General features: G+C 70.6%; 11 protein-coding genes and 1 pseudogene. 1 reads left to right on the forward strand and 11 read right to left on the reverse strand.

The window, feature by feature from the left end; genetic code table 11:
* Positions 1-134: 134 nt before the first annotated feature.
* The 5 genes and pseudogenes from C1N81_RS15840 to C1N81_RS15860 form a co-directional block, all read right to left on the reverse strand.
* Positions 135-662, reverse strand: a pseudogene (locus tag C1N81_RS15840) (DUF485 domain-containing protein); the annotation flags it as partial.
* 48 nt (positions 663-710) lie between these two features.
* The gene (locus tag C1N81_RS15845; RefSeq protein ID WP_394429593.1) at positions 711-1436 is read right to left on the reverse strand and encodes a response regulator; all 726 of its coding nucleotides are present in this window, start codon (positions 1434-1436) and stop codon (positions 711-713) included.
* On the reverse strand, positions 1433-2590 hold the full coding sequence (locus C1N81_RS15850; RefSeq protein ID WP_394429595.1) for a sensor histidine kinase: 1158 nt from the start codon (positions 2588-2590) through the stop codon (positions 1433-1435). The genes C1N81_RS15845 and C1N81_RS15850 overlap by 4 nt, the downstream gene beginning before the upstream one ends.
* Positions 2587-3093 carry a DUF1453 domain-containing protein gene (locus tag C1N81_RS15855; protein WP_394429597.1) on the reverse strand — a complete coding sequence of 169 codons (507 nt, stop codon included), beginning with the start codon at positions 3091-3093 and terminating at the stop codon, positions 2587-2589. Before C1N81_RS15855 ends, C1N81_RS15850 begins: the two co-directional genes overlap by 4 nt.
* Before the next feature lie 146 nt (positions 3094-3239).
* The gene (locus C1N81_RS15860) at positions 3240-5363 is read right to left on the reverse strand and encodes a DNA gyrase/topoisomerase IV subunit B (protein ID WP_394429599.1); all 2124 of its coding nucleotides are present in this window, start codon (positions 5361-5363) and stop codon (positions 3240-3242) included.
* A 438-nt stretch (positions 5364-5801) separates the two neighbouring features.
* On the opposite strand from C1N81_RS15860, the gene C1N81_RS15865 reads away from it, so the two are divergent.
* Positions 5802-6032 (forward strand): DUF7455 domain-containing protein, encoded by a 231-nt coding sequence (locus tag C1N81_RS15865; protein ID WP_361077104.1) that lies wholly within the window; start codon positions 5802-5804, stop codon positions 6030-6032.
* A 92-nt stretch (positions 6033-6124) separates the two neighbouring features.
* Here C1N81_RS15865 and C1N81_RS15870 read toward each other — a convergent pair whose 3' ends face one another.
* The 6 genes from C1N81_RS15870 to C1N81_RS15895 all read right to left on the reverse strand — a co-directional run bounded on the left by C1N81_RS15870 (position 6125) and on the right by C1N81_RS15895 (position 15664).
* Positions 6125-6955, reverse strand: a complete 831-nt coding sequence (locus C1N81_RS15870; RefSeq protein WP_394429601.1) for a S1 family peptidase — start codon at positions 6953-6955, stop codon at positions 6125-6127.
* Between the two features lie 173 nt (positions 6956-7128).
* The gene (locus C1N81_RS15875) at positions 7129-8673 is read right to left on the reverse strand and encodes an RNA polymerase sigma factor (protein WP_394429603.1); all 1545 of its coding nucleotides are present in this window, start codon (positions 8671-8673) and stop codon (positions 7129-7131) included.
* A gap of 426 nt (positions 8674-9099) precedes the next feature.
* Positions 9100-9984, reverse strand: a complete 885-nt coding sequence (locus tag C1N81_RS15880) for a FadR/GntR family transcriptional regulator (protein ID WP_394429605.1) — start codon at positions 9982-9984, stop codon at positions 9100-9102.
* A 260-nt stretch (positions 9985-10244) separates the two neighbouring features.
* Positions 10245-12503: an ABC transporter ATP-binding protein gene (locus C1N81_RS15885; protein ID WP_394429607.1), complete on the reverse strand. Its 2259-nt coding sequence runs from the start codon at positions 12501-12503 to the stop codon at positions 10245-10247.
* Positions 12504-12808: 305 nt separating this feature from the next.
* Positions 12809-13579, reverse strand: coding sequence for an NUDIX hydrolase (locus C1N81_RS15890; protein WP_394429609.1), 771 nt, complete (start codon positions 13577-13579; stop codon positions 12809-12811).
* Positions 13580-13765: 186 nt separating this feature from the next.
* Positions 13766-15664, reverse strand: a complete 1899-nt coding sequence (locus C1N81_RS15895) for a glycogen debranching N-terminal domain-containing protein (RefSeq protein WP_394429611.1) — start codon at positions 15662-15664, stop codon at positions 13766-13768.
* Between the last annotated feature and the right edge of the window lie 316 nt (positions 15665-15980).

A 15980-nucleotide genomic window follows, 5' to 3' on the forward strand; every position in this document is an offset into this window, starting at 1 on the left:
ACCGAACCGTCCGTTCCTGCGGGGTCATGCGTCCCAGCGGAGCCATGCGTCCCAGCGGCGTCCTGCGTCCCAGCGGTGTCCTGCGCGCCCGGGGAACCGTTTATGCGCGGGGAACCTTCCGTCCGCCCGGAATCGCGGACACTCCGGGTCAACTCCTGCGTATCCCAGCGTAGTTCGAGCGCGAGGCGATCCCGCCGCACACGCGCGTGGCGCGCGTACAACCACGTCAGCAGGAACGTACTGGCGAACTGGCCGAGCCCCGCCACCATCGCCACGTTCACGGCCCCCGCCACCGGCCGGGCCATCAACGCGGGCGCGCTCGTGGCGGCCACGACGTAGGCGAGGTACCAGGCGAAGAAGATCACTGTCGCGGGGACGACGAACCTCCGGTAGCGCCCGCGCACCTCCTGGAAGGCGGCGCTGCGCTGCACCTCCAGATAGACCCCCGCCGCGCTCCGCTCCGGGTGCGCGGCCTGGTGGGGCACCGAGGGCGCCGGTGCCCCTGTACCGTCCCAGTCGCTCCACCCCGCGGCAAGCGCGTCGTTCCAGGGATCGCCCGTGCCACCGCGATCACCGGTCCGGGGCCGCGCCGCCTCGCGCCCGTCGTGCTTCTCCACCGAACTCTCCTTGTCCGCGGCCCACACGGCCGCGTGGCCAAGGATGGACAGACCGGGAAGATCCCGGACTCTCCTCTCAAGTCCTTCACCCCATTAGGTGATGGACGCCTCCGGTGGCTTCGCGAGTCCGTTCCTGTACGCGTAACGGACCGCCTGCGCCCGGTCCTTCAGCCCTGTCTTCGCGAACAGGTTGTTGATGTGCGTCTTCACCGTCGCCGTCGAGACCTGCAGCGCTCTGGCGATCTGCTGGTTGTTCAGGCCGTCGGCGATGAGCTCCAGCACCTGCGCCTCCCGCACCGTCAGACCGTCCGGCAGTTCCCTGGACGCGGGCGGCTTCCCGGCCGTGGGTGCCCACGGCTCGGGCTGCGACAGCCTCTCCAGGAGCCGCCGCTGGATCTGCGGCGAGAGCCCCGCGTCCCCGCTGAGCACGTCCTGCACGGCCCGCACGATCTCGTCGCCCCCGGCGTCCTTGGTCAGATAGCCGCGCGCTCCCGCTCTGAGTGCCGGAAAGAGCGACTCGTCGTCGGCGTACGTGGTCAGGACGACGACCTGCGTCCCGGGGTACTCCGCGCGGATGCGGCGCGTCGCCTCCGCGCCGTCGCAGCGCGGCATACGCAGGTCCATCAGTACGACGTCCGGGGCCAGTTCGGCCACGAGTGCGAGCGCCTGCTCACCGTCTCCGCCCGCGCCGACGACCTCGATCCCGGGCAGCAGCCCGAGCAGCATCACGATGCCTTCGCGCACCACCGTCTGGTCGTCGACCACCACGACGCGGGCCGGCGGCCGGCCTGCCGCGCTCTCCGCGTCCGCCCCACTCACCGGGGAACCCTCAACGTGACCACAAACCCCTCCTCGTACGGCCCTGCGTCCAGCGAACCGCCCAGCAACTCGGCGCGCTCCCTCATCCCCAACAGACCGTAGCCGGAACCGCTGACGGCGAGTTCAGCCTGTGGACAACTCGCCCCCGAGTCCCGTATCTGCAAGGTCACCGCGTCAGGGTCGTACGCGAGCCGCATGGCGGTCTTCGCGCCGGGCGCGTGCTTGCGTACGTTCGTCAGCGCCTCCTGTGCCACTCTGCGCACCGCCTGGGAGGCCTCGGCGGACAGGGGCGCGCGCTCGCCCTCGACGGCCAGGGAGGCGCCGTCGCAGGACGCGACCAGTTCCCGCAGGAAGTCCTCGAGCGGCGTCATCTCGCCCCGCAGGGCGGAGAGCGCCTGCCGGGTCTCGGTCAGCCCGTCACGGGCCATGGAGCGGGCCGCCACCACGCGCTCCAGGATCTGGTCCCGGTCGGCTCCGCGTTCGATCAGCAGTCGGGCCGCTTCCAGGTGCACGAGCTGGGCGGAGAGGCTGTGGGCGAGGACGTCATGGATCTCCCGGGCGATCCGGGACCGCTCGGCGAGCGCCGCCGACTCGGCCTCGGCGGTCCGCGCCGCCCGCTCCTGGACCAGCAGCCGCTGTGTGGTGCCTCTGGCCTCGGCGTCCAGGCGCAATACGTACCCGGAGAGACAAAGCCCGGCCGCGATGGCGGCGGTCGTCAGCCAGGCGTCGTCGTTGACCAGTGCGAAGCCGGTGAGCGAGACCGCTGTGGCGGGCACACCGGCGGCGAGCGGCATGCGCTCCAGGGCGGAGACGGCGCAGCCGCACCACAGCACGATGGCCGGGCCGAGGAACCCGACTTGTTGCGCACCCGTGGCGATCAGCAGGAGCGCGGCGAGCAGTCCGAGCGAGGGCCACAACCGGTGGTCGAGTGTGGTGCGGTAGAAGGCCCAGGCCGCGACCGCGCAGGCGAGGAACGCCACGGGCGCCGCCACGAGGGCCCAGTCCTGGACGCCCCGCTGGGTGACGGCGGTCCACAGCAGGGTCGCGATCACCGCCGCGCGGACCGTGCCCGCCAGCGCCCGCCGGGCACGGGTCAGTCCCGCGCGGGAGAGCGCCTCCCGCGACGGCCATGTCGTCCAGTGGTCCCGGCTCACCTGTGGTCCTCCCAGGCCGGCTGCGCGAGAGGACCAACGTACGCGGGTCGCAGGAGGCCGGCCCGCCACATCAGGACACCGGAGCGGACCAGGAGCGAGAGCGCGAAACCGAGCATGAGCGCGGAGCTGCCGAGGTGGATGCCGAGAGCCAGGCCGACACCGACGACGGCCGCCCGTGCGGCTATGCCGCCGAGCCAGGTGCCGGCTGTCGCCGCCGTCCCCTTGGTCCAGACGTCACCCTGCTCGTCGGACCAGATCCGCGTCGTGAACGCCCACCCGACGCCGATGCCGAGACTGACGAGCAGCTCGACGACGAGCAGGACGACCGATCCCGTCACGTGGTGCGCGTCCGTGAGGGAGCCGTCGTGCAGCGCGCTGAACCCGAGGATCGCGGGGAGCAGCCACCACTTGCGGTCCGTGGCCAGGCGCGCGGTCCTGAACTGGCGCACGAGGACCAGCACGGCGACGACGACGATCGTCAGGACTTCGGGGATCCCGGACATGGCGGCCTCCGTGAGCGGTCGGGAGCGGCGTGGTGCAACGCCTTCGACACTACGGAGAGGGGCAGGTCAGGGGATCGGAGCCAGGGTGGATCCCGGGTGGATCGTGCGGCTCCACCCGAGGGTGGAGCCGCACGAGCGGCGGCCGGTTACGCGTCGATGCGCGAGCGGTCGAGCGTGGCCGCGGAGCTGCTGATGAACTCCTTGCGCGGCGCCACGTCGTTGCCCATCAGCAGATCGAAGACCTGCTCGGCGGCGTCCAGCTCACCGATGTTGATCCGGCGCAGCGTGCGGTGGCGCGGGTCCATCGTGGTCTCGGCCAGCTGGTCGGCGTCCATCTCGCCCAGACCCTTGTAGCGCTGGATCGAGTCCTTGTAGCGGACACCCTTGCGCTGGTACTCGAGCAGTGTCTCCCGCAGCTCGCGGTCCGAGTACGTGTACACGTACTTGTCCTGGCCCTTCTTCGGCTGGACCAGTTCGATGCGGTGCAGCGGCGGTACGGCGGCGAAGACGCGGCCGGCCTCGACCATGGGCCGCATGTAGCGCTGGAACAGTGTGAGCAGCAGGCAGCGGATGTGGGCGCCGTCCACATCGGCGTCGACGAGCAGGATGATCTTCCCGTACCGCGCCGTGTCGAGGTCGAAGGTGCGGCCGGATCCCGCCCCTATCACCTGGATGATCGCGCCGCACTCGGCGTTCTTCAGCATGTCCGAGACGGACGACTTCTGAACGTTGAGGATCTTGCCGCGGATCGGCAGGAGGGCCTGGAACTCGGAGTTCCGGGCGAGCTTGGCGGTGCCGAGGGCGGAGTCTCCCTCGACGATGAAGAGCTCGCTGCGCTCCACGTCGTCGCTGCGGCAGTCGGCGAGCTTGGCGGGCAGGGACGAGGACTCCAGGGCCGTCTTGCGGCGCTGCGCGTCCTTGTGCTGACGTGCCGCGATGCGCGTGCGGGCGGCGGCGACGGCCTTCTCCATGATGGCGCGGGCCTGCGCCTTGGCATCGCGCTTGGTGGAGGTCAGGAACGCCTTGAGCTCCTTGGCCACGACGTTGGCCACGATCCGGTTGGCCGCGGACGTGCCGAGGACCTCCTTGGTCTGGCCCTCGAACTGCGGCTCCGCCAGGCGCACCGTGACGACGGCGGTGAGGCCTTCCAGGGCGTCGTCCTTGATGATGTCGTCCTCGGCGACCCTGAGCAGCTTCTGGCTGCGCAGCACCTCGTTCATCGTCTTGGTGAGCGAGCGCTCGAAGCCGCTCACGTGGGTGCCGCCCTTGGGCGTGGCGATGATGTTCACGAACGACTTGATGGTCGTGTCGTAGCCGGTGCCCCAGCGCAGCGCGATGTCGACGCCGAGTTCGCGGGTGACCTCGGTCGGCGTCATCTGGCCGTGCTCGTCGAGTACGGGGACGGTCTCCTTGAAGGTGCCCTGGCCGGTGACGCGCAGGACGTCGTTGACGGCCTTGTCGTGGGCCAGGTACTCGCAGAACTCGCTGATGCCGCCGTCGAAGCGGAAGCTCTCCTCGCCCTTGCTGCCGCCCTCGCCGAGCCCGTACTCATCGCGCACGACGATGGTCAGGCCGGGGACCAGGAAGGCGGTCTGGCGGGCCCGCTGGTGCAGGTTCTCCAGGGAGAGCTTGGCGTCCTTGAGGAAGATCTGCCGGTCCGCCCAGTAGCGGACACGGGTGCCGACGCGGCTCTTCGGGATCTTCTTGGTCTTGCTCAGCCGGGCCGACGGGTCGAACGGCGCGTCGGATCCCGGCTTCGAGAAGGCGCCGGGGACGCCGCGCCGGAAGCTGATGGCGTGGGTGTGCCCGCCCCGGTCCACCTCCACGTCGAGCCGCGCCGAGAGCGCGTTCACGACGGAGGCGCCGACGCCGTGCAGACCGCCGGAGGCCGCGTACGAGCCACCGCCGAACTTGCCGCCCGCGTGGAGCTTGGTCATGACGACCTCGACACCGGAAAGGCCGGTTTTGGGCTCGACGTCCACGGGGATGCCGCGGCCGTTGTCCCGCACCTCCACGGAGCCGTCGTCGTGCAGGATCACCTCGATGTGGTCGCAGAAGCCGCCCAGGGCCTCGTCGACCGAGTTGTCGATGATCTCCCAGAGGCAGTGCATCAGACCGCGGCTGTCGGTCGAGCCGATGTACATGCCCGGACGCTTGCGTACGGCTTCGAGCCCCTCGAGGACGAGAAGGTGCCGCGCGGTGTAGTTGGAACCGTCCCGGTCTCCTCCGGTCAGCAACGCTGTGGACGGCACGGACGTGTCGGCGGTCACGCGGTTCGCTCCTCGCTGAATTTCAGATGGGGCCCTTGTGGGTAAAGGGCCGGCGCTGGTCGCCCGTCAGAGGGTACCGAGGCCTGGTAGAGCCGTTGTAACGCCACCCTCACCTCCGCCCAGACTAATCCACTCTCGTATGCCTGTTCGATCCATCGACGGAGTGACGCTCACATCACGTTCCCTTCGAGGCATGAACCATTTAGGCTCCGGGCACGTCCTCTTGAACAACCGGCAAGCCAGCCGGTGAGGACCGACCTGACAGAACGCGCGAACCCGTACACGCAAGAGACGCAATACGGCACATTCGCCGCCACCCGGCAACGAACAGCCGGTCTCGAAGAAAATTTTCGAGGAAAAGCCGCGAGCGGGAACGTTTTCGGCCTGGTTGGATGTTGACCCTGGTACGACAGCTCGTCGAGCTAGAGAAGAGGCGACGTGACTACTGTTCTGACCCCCGCGAGCCCGCTGACGGCCGCTGACCGCTGCGACCGTTGCGGCGCCCAGGCATACCTGCGCGTCGTGCTGTCCAGCGGTGGTGAACTGCTCTTCTGCGCCCACCACGGTCGCAAGTTCGAGCCGGAACTCAAGAAGATCGCCGCTGAGATACAGGACGAGACGGAGCGGCTCACCGCCGTTCCGGCAAGCGCCGAGACCGAGGAACGCTGACGCCTCGCACTTACGACGAGCCAGCTCCGGCATCAGGCCGGTGATCGGGCGGTCTCCCCCACCCGGGGAGGCCGCCCGTCCTCGTATCCGCGTCAGCCGTGCTGCTGCATCACCTTCACCACGTCCGATACGCGGGTGTAGACCCCAGGGCTCTTGGGGCGCCCACAGCCGCTCCCCCAGGACACCAGGCCGACGAGCTTGCCCTTGGCGACCAGCGGGCCGCCACTGTCGCCCTGACAGGCGTCCTTGCCACCCTCCAACTCCCCGGCACAGAGCATCGTCTTCGCCAGGTACTTCCCGTCCGCGCTGCCGGGATACGCCTTCTCGCAGACGTCGTCCCCTAGCACCTTCACCTGGGCGGCACGCAGCGTGTCCGAGTAGGCACCGGCCCCGGTCGTGTCGCCCCACCCGTAGACGCTCGCGTCCGTCCCCGGCGTGTAGGCCGGGTCGCCCTCAGCGGCCATTGGGAGCACATCCCCCGCGGGCAACTGCTTCGACAGGGTGAGGACCGCCACATCGCCGGAGTTGGTGCGCGCGTCGTACTCCGGGTTGACGTACTCGCTGCGCAGCGGGATCTCGACACCCTCCGAGGTGCTCAGGTCCGTCCGGCCCGCGATCACCTTGAGGTCGCTGACCCGGATGCGCGGCACTCCGAGCACTTCCTCACTCATGCAGTGCGCCGCGGTGACGACCGTCGAGCGGCCGACGACCACACCTCCGCAGAACTGCCCCGAGCGCGCTCCTCCGAACCGGTCACGACTGGAGAGCGCGACCACCCACGGATGGTCGGACGTCTTGACGGGGCTCCCACCGATGATCACCTCGTCGGCGACCGCGGTGGCCGGCGACGCCATGGGCAGCACGGCCCCTGCGACCAGCGCGGCCAGTGGCACGGTCAGCGCTCTGATGAATGGACGACGCATACAATCTCCTCACTCTAGGTTGTTATGAAACACCTAGAGTGATTGACCCGTGTGCTCGCCGCACCGCGAGGATCGCTCCTGAGCCGCGTACGCCAGAGGCCCGGCACGTCCCTCGAGTGGGGGCGTGCCAGGCCTCTGGAGAGCCCTACAGCCGCTTTCCGGCCGGTCCTCGACTAGTCGAGGTAGTCCCGCAGGACCTGCGAGCGCGACGGGTGGCGCAGCTTCGACATCGTCTTGGACTCGATCTGGCGGATGCGCTCACGCGTGACGCCGTAGACCTTGCCGATCTCGTCGAGGGTCTTCGGCTGACCGTCGGTGAGACCGAACCGCATGGAGACGACGCCCGCCTCACGCTCGGAGAGCGTGTCGAGCACGGAGTGCAGCTGCTCCTGGAGGAGCGTGAAGCTGACCGCGTCGGCCGGGACCACGGCCTCGGAGTCCTCGATGAGGTCACCGAATTCGCTGTCGCCGTCCTCGCCGAGCGGGGTGTGCAGGGAGATGGGCTCACGGCCGTACTTCTGGACCTCGATGACCTTCTCGGGGGTCATGTCGAGCTCCTTGGCCAGCTCCTCCGGGGTGGGCTCACGGCCCAGGTCCTGGAGCATCTGGCGCTGCACGCGCGCGAGCTTGTTGATGACCTCGACCATGTGCACCGGAATACGGATGGTGCGGGCCTGGTCGGCCATCGCGCGCGTGATGGCCTGGCGGATCCACCACGTGGCGTACGTGGAGAACTTGTAGCCCTTGGTGTAGTCGAACTTCTCGACCGCGCGGATCAGACCGAGGTTGCCCTCCTGGATGAGGTCCAGGAAGAGCATGCCGCGGCCCGTGTAGCGCTTGGCCAGGGAGACCACCAGGCGGAGGTTGGCCTCCAGGAGGTGGTTCTTGGCGCGGCGGCCGTCCTCGGCGATGATCTCCAGCTCGCGCTTGAGCTTGGGGGCGAGCTTGTCGGCGTTGGCCAGCTTGTCCTCGGCGAACAGACCGGCCTCGATGCGCTTGGCGAGCTCGACCTCCTGCTCGGCGTTGAGCAGCGGGACCTTACCGATCTGCTTGAGGTAGTCCTTGACCGGGTCGGCGGTGGCGCCGGCGGCCGCGACCTGCTGGGCGGGCGCGTCGTCCTCGTCGTCGTCGGACAGGACGAAGCCCTGGCCCTCCTCGGCGGGCTCGCCCTCGCCGGCCTTGGCCGTACCCGGGGTCTCCTCGGTGGCCTCGTCCTCGAGAAGCTCGTCGTCCTTCTTGCCGGCCGTCTTCTTGGCGGTGGCCTTCTTGGCGACGGTCTTCTTCGCGGTGGCCTTCTTGGCGACCGTCTTCTTGGCGGTGGTCTTCTTGACCGACTCGGCTTCCTCGGCGCCGGCCTCGGGGGCCGTCGGCTCGGGAGCGGTCGTGGCAGCGACCTTCTTGGGCGCGACCGTCTTGGCCGCGACGGTCTTGGTGGCGGTGCGCTTGACCGGACTCTTGGCTGCGACGCTCTTTCGGGGACGCTTGGGCTCAGCAGCACTGACCATCAGCGTCACACCCTCTTCCTCGAGGATCTGGTTGAGGCTGCGCAGAACGTTCTTCCACTGAGTGGCCGGAATCTGGTCGGCTTCGAACGCACGGCGCACGTCATCGCCTGCGATCTGGCCATCAGCCTTTCCCCGCTCAATGAGCGCCATGACAGAGACGGACTCGGCGATCTCCGGCGGGAGCGTACGGGATGTGCTGGCCGACACGAACAACCTCTCGGAACGTTGGAAAACGGCTTCCGGCCCCGTCCTGTGTGGACCGGAGCCGACGACCGACGACTTGGGGATGGGCCGACGGCGCGGGCGGGGGCCGGGGAGATGGACAGCGCCTCGCACGGCGGCTGTATTCCCTCCTCGGCTGTCACCTCTTAGGTCATCGCGTTGCTCCGTGGAGCGTTACGCCCAATCTGCGTGGCCCGAGTCACACCCCGTACTTGGTCAAAATCCTACGGATTCAGACAGATCAGGTCAGGGTATGAGCGACGCACCCACACGGCCGATCAGCCGGACGGCGTCCGTTCTCCGCGCGCGTGGCGCACATCAGCCGGACGGCGCCCGTCCACGCGCGCGTGGCGCACAGCGGGCGCCGTCCGGCGACACCAGGTTCGTACTCCTCGCTCCGCGGCGGGACCGGGACGGTCAGTGCTCACGCGGTGCGGGCACCACGCGCTCGACGTCGGGGTGGACGAGGAGCAGCTGGCGCATGGCCGCCTCGGCACCGGAGCCGTCCCCCGTGGCGAGCGCGTCGGCGATGCGCGCGTGGTGCGCGACGGCCGCCTCGTTCGGCCGGTCACAGCCGGTGACGGGTCCGCCGGAGACCTGGAGGGCGGCGGAGACGATGCCGGCGAGGTGCTCCAGCATGCGGTTCCCGGCGAGCTGGATCAGCAGCGAGTGGAACTCGGCGTCGGCGCGGGAGAACGTGATCGAGTCCCCCTGGCTCAGCGCGTGCCCCATGATCTCGACCATGTCGACGAGGCGCTGCTGGACGTCCTCGCGGCCGTGCCCGGCGGCGAGACGCGCGGCGAGCGGCTCGATCGTCCAGCGCATCTCGCTCAGCTCGCGGCGCTGGTCGTCGCGCTGCGGCCCGAAGGCGCGCCACTCGATGATGTCGGGGTCGAGCAGGTTCCAGTCACTGACGGGACGCACACGCGTGCCGACGTTCGGCCGGGCGCTGACGAGGCCCTTGGCCTCGAGGACGCGCAAGGACTCGCGGACGACGGTGCGGGACACCTCGAAGCGCTGGCCGATCTCCTCGGGCACGAGCGGCCGGTCCGCGCCGAGATCGCCGGAAACGATCATCTGCCCGAGTTGCTGAACTAGTTGGCCATGCAGACCGCGGCCCCGGCTGCCCGCGGCGCGTCGGCCCACACGGCCGAGATCCTGGTCCGGGCCGTCCCAGACGGGGGCGCCGACGCGGTCGGCACCCGATCCCGTGTAGGGGTAGCGGTCGAGTTCGCCCGGTCCGGCGAGGCCTGAGTCGGCGGAGCGGGCGGCGGTCATCATGGTGTGCGCAAGGGTACTCACGGAATGAGTTGTCGGCTCTGGCTCCAACTCCCTTGAGGTCTTTGGTGAAAAGCACACGAAAGGGTGATCTCCCCCCTCGCTGCAATTGACGCCTTATCGGAAAGAAGTGGGCGAAACATGGGGAGTTGTGTACAGCGGAGCGCTGGAGGCGTTCGGAGGGACGTCCGGCCTGTTGCGCGTTCGCCGCGCGGTGTGGTCGTCGGCCCGACGTCCGATCCGGTTCCTGCCGCGAGGTGGCGGTCGCCGGGAACTGCTCGGCGTCATCGCACCCTTGGGCGCAGAACCATGAGCAGGTAGGCGCAGAGCAGAGCGCCGAGCGACAACACCATGGCGCCGCCCACGGGTTGGGCGACCAGGCGCACGGCCCCGGCGGCGATGCGCTCCACGCCGAACGGCCAATGCACCAGGGCGAGGTCGCGCAGCCTGGCGGGGAGCCCCGTCGCGGTTCGCACAGAAGGACCTGCAAGGGCCTTTTGTACGAACGGCACGACGACGATGGGGACGGCCACCACGGCTGCCAGCCCGGCTGCGGTGGAACGGAAGACTCCGGATGCGAGAACCCCCGCCCAGCCGCACGCGATGAGGAGCGCGAGCCAACTTGCCGTCAATGCGGCCAAGTCGGCGGGAACTTCCGTGAGTTCCGATCCGTATACGAGGTGGAGCAACGCGGCGTCGCAGCTGACCACAAGGCCGGCCATGAGGACAGCGGTCGCCGCGCTGACGAGCAGCTTGGCGGCGAGCAGTCCCAGACGCCGGGGAACGGTGCCACGGTCCGCAGCGAGCGCGGGGTGACGGAACTCGTCACCGAAGGCGAACGCGCCGAGCAGCCCCGCGCCGAGGGCAGCGGGCGGCAGGGGCAGCTCCCGTGGCCAAGCGGCGAGCAGGCGGGGTTGCGGCGTGTGACCGACGCGGGCGAGCAGCACGGACAGCACCGCGGAGACGACCAGGACGAGCCCGACGGTGATGTATCCGGTGGCGACACCGGTGACCCGGCGCAGCTCGTAGCGGACGGGGCGCAAAGGGCTGCGCGCCGGGCGGACGGTGATGGGGGGCGGGAGCGGGGAGAGGGGGGTGGCGGGTCGGGGGGAGCGCGGGGTGCTGGGGGTGCGGTCGGCGGATCCGGGATGTGGGGTGGTGTCGATCAGGGGCACGAATGTGCTGGTCGGGGTGGTCGGGCCCGGGTTGGCCACAGGGAGTGCGGGGGGCTGCTCGGGCGGGGTCGCCTGCGGGAGCTTGGGCCCTGGCGTAGGCGTAGATGCCGTGGGCCGATTTGGTGTCGCCGACCCGCTTGTCATGGTGGGCGGCGCGGGCGCGGGAGCCTGCGCTGGCCCCGGGTGCCGCGCAGGTGAATGGGGCCGCCCCGGAGCGGTGGGCGGCGCGGGCGAGATCGCCTGCGGGGGCTCCAGCCTCGGCGTAGAGGTAGACGCCGGGAGTTGCCCCGGAGTGGCTGGTGGGGCGGACGCCGACCTCTGGGCGACCCCGACCTCTGGAGTGCGTGTGACGGGCAGCCCCGGCATTGTGGACTGTGCCGACGGATCGACAGACGGGGGCCGAGGGTCGACCGGCGTCTGTAGCGGCTGCGGCAGCTGCGGCGGCTGCGGCAGCTGAAGCGATTGCGGTAGCTGAGGCGGCTGCGACACCCTCAGTCCCGTGTCCCCCGTCTCATCGGCGATCTGGTGGACCAGGATCCCGTGCCGGAACGCCGTTTCTCCGACTTCCGCGCAGGTGCTGCCGTACACGGAAAGGTGGCTGCCGTCCTCGGCGACCACCTCGACGGTGCGTCTGGCGGTGCGCGCCTCTTTGGTCAGCAGGACGCCGAGGCGCGCGGCGTACGGGCTGCGGACGGCGACCCGGGGCCGCAATCGCGTGCGGGCGAAATCCGAGGCGTCCTGATCCGCGACCACACGGCCATCGACGAGCGTGACGACGCGGTCGGCGGTCCGCGCGGCCTCTTTGGGGTCGTCCGTGGTGATGAGGATGGTGCCGCCGAGTCCCGCGTGGGCGCGCAGAATGCCGTGCAGCCAAGCATTTTCGCGGAGCGAGAGTCCATCGGCGGGGCCGTCGAGTACCAGTGTGTGCGGGTCCGCGAGCAGGGCACAGGCGAGGCCGAGCCGCCGGTCCATGCCGCGGGACAGGGTGCCAAGGCGCTCGTCGCGCAGGCTCACCAGGCCGACGACTTCGAGGACTTCGTCCGCGCGCCGGACCGGCACCCCGGCCGCGGCGCAGAACATGCGCAGGTGACCTCGGACCGTGCGAGCAGGATGGCCGGGCACATCGCCGAGGAGGACCCCCACCTCCCGGACGGGGTGCGGCAGGCGGTGCAGAGGGCGGCCCCTGAAGTAGGTGGTGCCACGGCCTTGTTGCAGCTCGAGCATCAGCCGCACGGCGGTCGTCTTTCCGGCGCCCCGGTCACCGAGCAGCGCGGTGACGCGGCCCGTCTGCGCGTCGAAGGACACGTCGTCGACCGCGGGCGGGCGCCCTTTACGGGCGTTGCTGGTCAGTCCGATGGCCTGGATCATCGCTTCTCTCACAGGATGGGCGACCGCCCGGCGGCCGGAGCCCGCCCTCCGCTCGGGTGGAGGGCGAGCCTCGTGGGTACTTCAGCAAGATAACGCGCCAATTCCGGCTTTTCGGGCAGGGAACGGGCGTGGGCGCCCGCAAAGTCGCGCGCGCGTCACGGAGTACCGGTCACCGCACGGCCCCGAGCACGGACGAAGCCGGTGACCGGTCTGCGCAGGTCCCGCGCCGAACGCGCCGTGCGATACGTGCTGCCGCGCAACCTGCCTGCGAAGCCCGCGAGTCGAGCCGCTTCGAGACGCTCCGGTCAGACTTCCGGGCGCAGCATGGGCGGGTTGAGCAAGGTGGCGCCACCCGCACGGAAAAGCTGCGCGGGCCGACCGCCCTGGCGCGTGGTGGTGCCCCCGGTCGGCACGAGGAACCCGGGCGTCCCGGTCACCTTGCGGTGGAAGTTGCGCGGGTCCAGGGAGACGCCCCAGACGGCTTCGTAGACGCGGCGCAACTCGCCGACCGTGAACTCGGGCGGGCAGAACGCCGTGGCGAGCGACGAGTACTCGATCTTCGATCGGGCCCGTTCGACGCCGTCCGACAAGATCTGCGTGTGGTCGAAGGCGAGCGGTACGGTCAGTCCGCCCTCCTTGCCGTCCCGCCCATACCTGTCCTGGTCGAGCAGTTCCTCGACCGGAGCCCACCGGGCGCTGTGTGCGTCGCCGCCCGCACGCGGCGCCGGCAGGTCGGGTGCGAGGGCAAGATGGGCGACGCTCACCACCCGCATACGGGGGTCACGCTTCGGGTGGCCGTAGGTCCCCAGCTGTTCCAGATGCGCCCCGTTGTCCTGGGCGGGAGCGTCCGCGTCGTGGGCGCACAGGCCCGTCTCCTCGGCCAGCTCACGCGCGGCCGCCGCGGTCAGGTCCTCGTCGTCCCGGACGAACCCTCCGGGCAGCGCCCAGCGTCCCTGGAAAGGCGGCTCTCCGCGGCGGACCACCAGCGCGCACAGCGCGTGCCGGCGCACCGTGAGCACGACCAGGTCGACGGTGACAGCGAAGGGCGGGAAGGCCGACGGGTCGTAGGGCGACATGCGACGATCATAGTCGTCTGCCTGACGATAAACACTCCCTTCACTCATTGCTTTGACGCTTCGAGAGCGCCTTACGGACGCTTCGCGGCCGTTTCGGAACCGCCCCGCCGGCCACTTCGCGGCCTGTGGCGGAGCAGCGCCCCGGAGCGCGGGGCGTTCCGCCCGTTCATCCGCGCCGCCAAGCCCTCATCCGCCCAACTGCAGAACGTCCGCCGCCTCCTCGACCATCGCCAGGCCGAGCCGGCTGACCCGTACGGAGAAGGCATGGCCCGCCACGCGGAGTCCCGTCAGGCCGATCTCGCCGATCGGCGCGCTGCTCATCGGGGCCAGTGTCACCGTTCCGGCGGGGGTGTCCGGGCGGATGCCCGCGAGCGCGGCCAGAAGGTGCACCCCGGCCGCCGCGGCGACGGCGGCCGGTCTGCAGGCGGCAGGGTGCGGCAGTGGGGCGCCGCCCGGCGCGCGCCGCTCCCCCGCGTACATCTCCGGCAGCCGGTACGTGAACGCCTCGGCGGCGGCCAGGACGCCGCCGAGCTGGGAGGACGCCTCCTTCTCGTACCCGGCCACGGCCAGACCCGCCACGGCGATCGCGGTCTCCTGCACCCGCACGGCTCCCGCCCGATGGCCGAACGGGTTGTACGAGGCTTCCTTCACCCCGAGCGTCCGCAGCCCCCAGCCGGAATCCAGGTCGGGACAGCCGAGCAGACGCGCGAGCTGTTCGGTCTGCACCTTGTCGAGCAGGCCGGGCGCAAACGCACCCGCTCCCAGCAGCCCGGTATCCAAGAGGTGGGCGGAGTTGCTGCCCAAGTGCGTGATCGGGCGACCGTCCGGGGTGCGCGCGGCGGCGGGTCTGCCGCCGGTCCTGTCGTCGACCCAGAAGTCCTGCCGAAACCGCGATCGCAACTCGCTCGACCACTGCCGGAGCTCCGCGGCGCCCGGTCTGCCGTACGCGTCGAGCAGGTCGGCGCCGAGGACGGCGGCGCGGTGGGCGTGGGCCTGCGTCTCGCAGCGCAGGAGTGCTCCCGGTCCGGGATCGGGCAGGTACGTGCTTTCAGCCGTCGCGGCGCGCAGCCATCGCAAGCAGCGCTCCGCTGCCGGGAGCAGCTCGGCCACCTCCCGTTCGGCGAGCCCCCAGCGACGCGCCTCGGCCAGGAGCACGGGGAACTGAAGGGTGGCCTCGATGCCGGTACAGCTCGGAGGCAGTCGCGCACCCATGTGCCGCAGCGGCCCCGGAAGACGCCCGAACTCCCGTCCTGGCGCGCTTTGTTGTTGTGTACGAGCGAGGGCGCGCAGTGTGCTTCCGGCGAGCCGTGTTCCGAGGGGCAGCACCATTCTGGCGGCTGCCAGCGCCTCGGCCGGTGCCATGCCGCAGCGCCAGGGCGCGCCTCCAGCCAGATACACGTCCGACGGGTGTGCGGGGTCCCTCAGCAGAAGCGCCTGTAGGTCGTCGGTGCAGGTGCGCAGCAGCGGTCCCACGCGTGGGTCGTCTCCCTCGGCCCTGGCCGCTGCGAAGGGCTGGACCGTGTTGCGTCCCGAAGCCCGGCTCATGCCTCCGCCGCCCGCCCGTACCCGCAGCTCCACGGTGCGGGTGCCACCCGGGGGCAGCTCGAACTCCCAGCGCAGCAACCCCGCGGAAGCCAGCGCGTCCGTGGGCGGCGGGTCGGCCGTCACCAGGGTCTGGCCTGCGGGGGACGACCATCGCATCCCCGCGTCATGCACCGTCGGGAGCAGCTCTCGGCCCGGGTCTCCGGAGGCCACAGCGCCCAGTTCGGCCAGGTCCGTGCCGAGCGCGACCTCCAGGGGGAGCCGCAAGGATCTTGGGGCCGAACTGTGCAGCGTGATGCGTTCCGTGCCGTCGGCGTGCCGGATCCGTTCGACGAGAACGTCCGGGTCGGGGCCGGCGTCCGGCGCGACCCGGATGGCGCCCACGAAGCGGGCGCGGTCGGCCGCGACCATGCGGGCCTGCACGTCGATCGGTTCCCGGCCCGCCACGCGCACCCGGCAGCGCGACAGCAGTCGTCGCCCATGTCGGTAGAAGCCTTCGAGCCCTTGCCCGGTCAGTTGCCCGTGCTCGGCGGAGATCGCCATCGCCGGCAGGGCTACGCAGATCAGAGTCCGGTGGAGTGCGGGCAGCTCCGAGGCGGCCCTTGGCGTCGGGGCCGGCTGCCTCGACGCGGTCCGGGAAGGGGCGGAACCTGATCGGCGGCCCGGCTCGGCACTCCGCAGGGGCTGCGGTGGGGAGCTGCCCTGCCGGGACGGCAACAGGTCGGTCTCCTTGTGCGGGCCTGCCGCGCCAGAATGCACGCCCACCTGGGGCGGCCCAGCACTCAGCACAGGGCTGATCCCGTGATCGGCCGACTTCGTCGGAGGAGCCCCTTCCTGGGAAGGCCCCGCCATGGGTTGC

The sequence above is a fragment of the Streptomyces sp. SGAir0957 genome (assembly GCF_043523415.1).

What these genes read in the sequence shown, in the direction of transcription:
- C1N81_RS15855 (WP_394429597.1), bottom strand. Translation starts at nt 3,093, where the DNA reads ATGTCCGGGATCCCCGAAGTCCTGACGATCGTCGTCGTCGCCGTGCTG.
- C1N81_RS15870 (WP_394429601.1), bottom strand. Translation starts at nt 6,955, where the DNA reads ATGCGTCGTCCATTCATCAGAGCGCTGACCGTGCCACTGGCCGCGCTG.
- C1N81_RS15885 (WP_394429607.1), bottom strand. Translation starts at nt 12,503, where the DNA reads ATGATCCAGGCCATCGGACTGACCAGCAACGCCCGTAAAGGGCGCCCG.
- C1N81_RS15890 (WP_394429609.1), bottom strand. Translation starts at nt 13,579, where the DNA reads ATGTCGCCCTACGACCCGTCGGCCTTCCCGCCCTTCGCTGTCACCGTC.
- C1N81_RS15895 (WP_394429611.1), bottom strand. Translation starts at nt 15,664, where the DNA reads ATGGCGATCTCCGCCGAGCACGGGCAACTGACCGGGCAAGGGCTCGAA.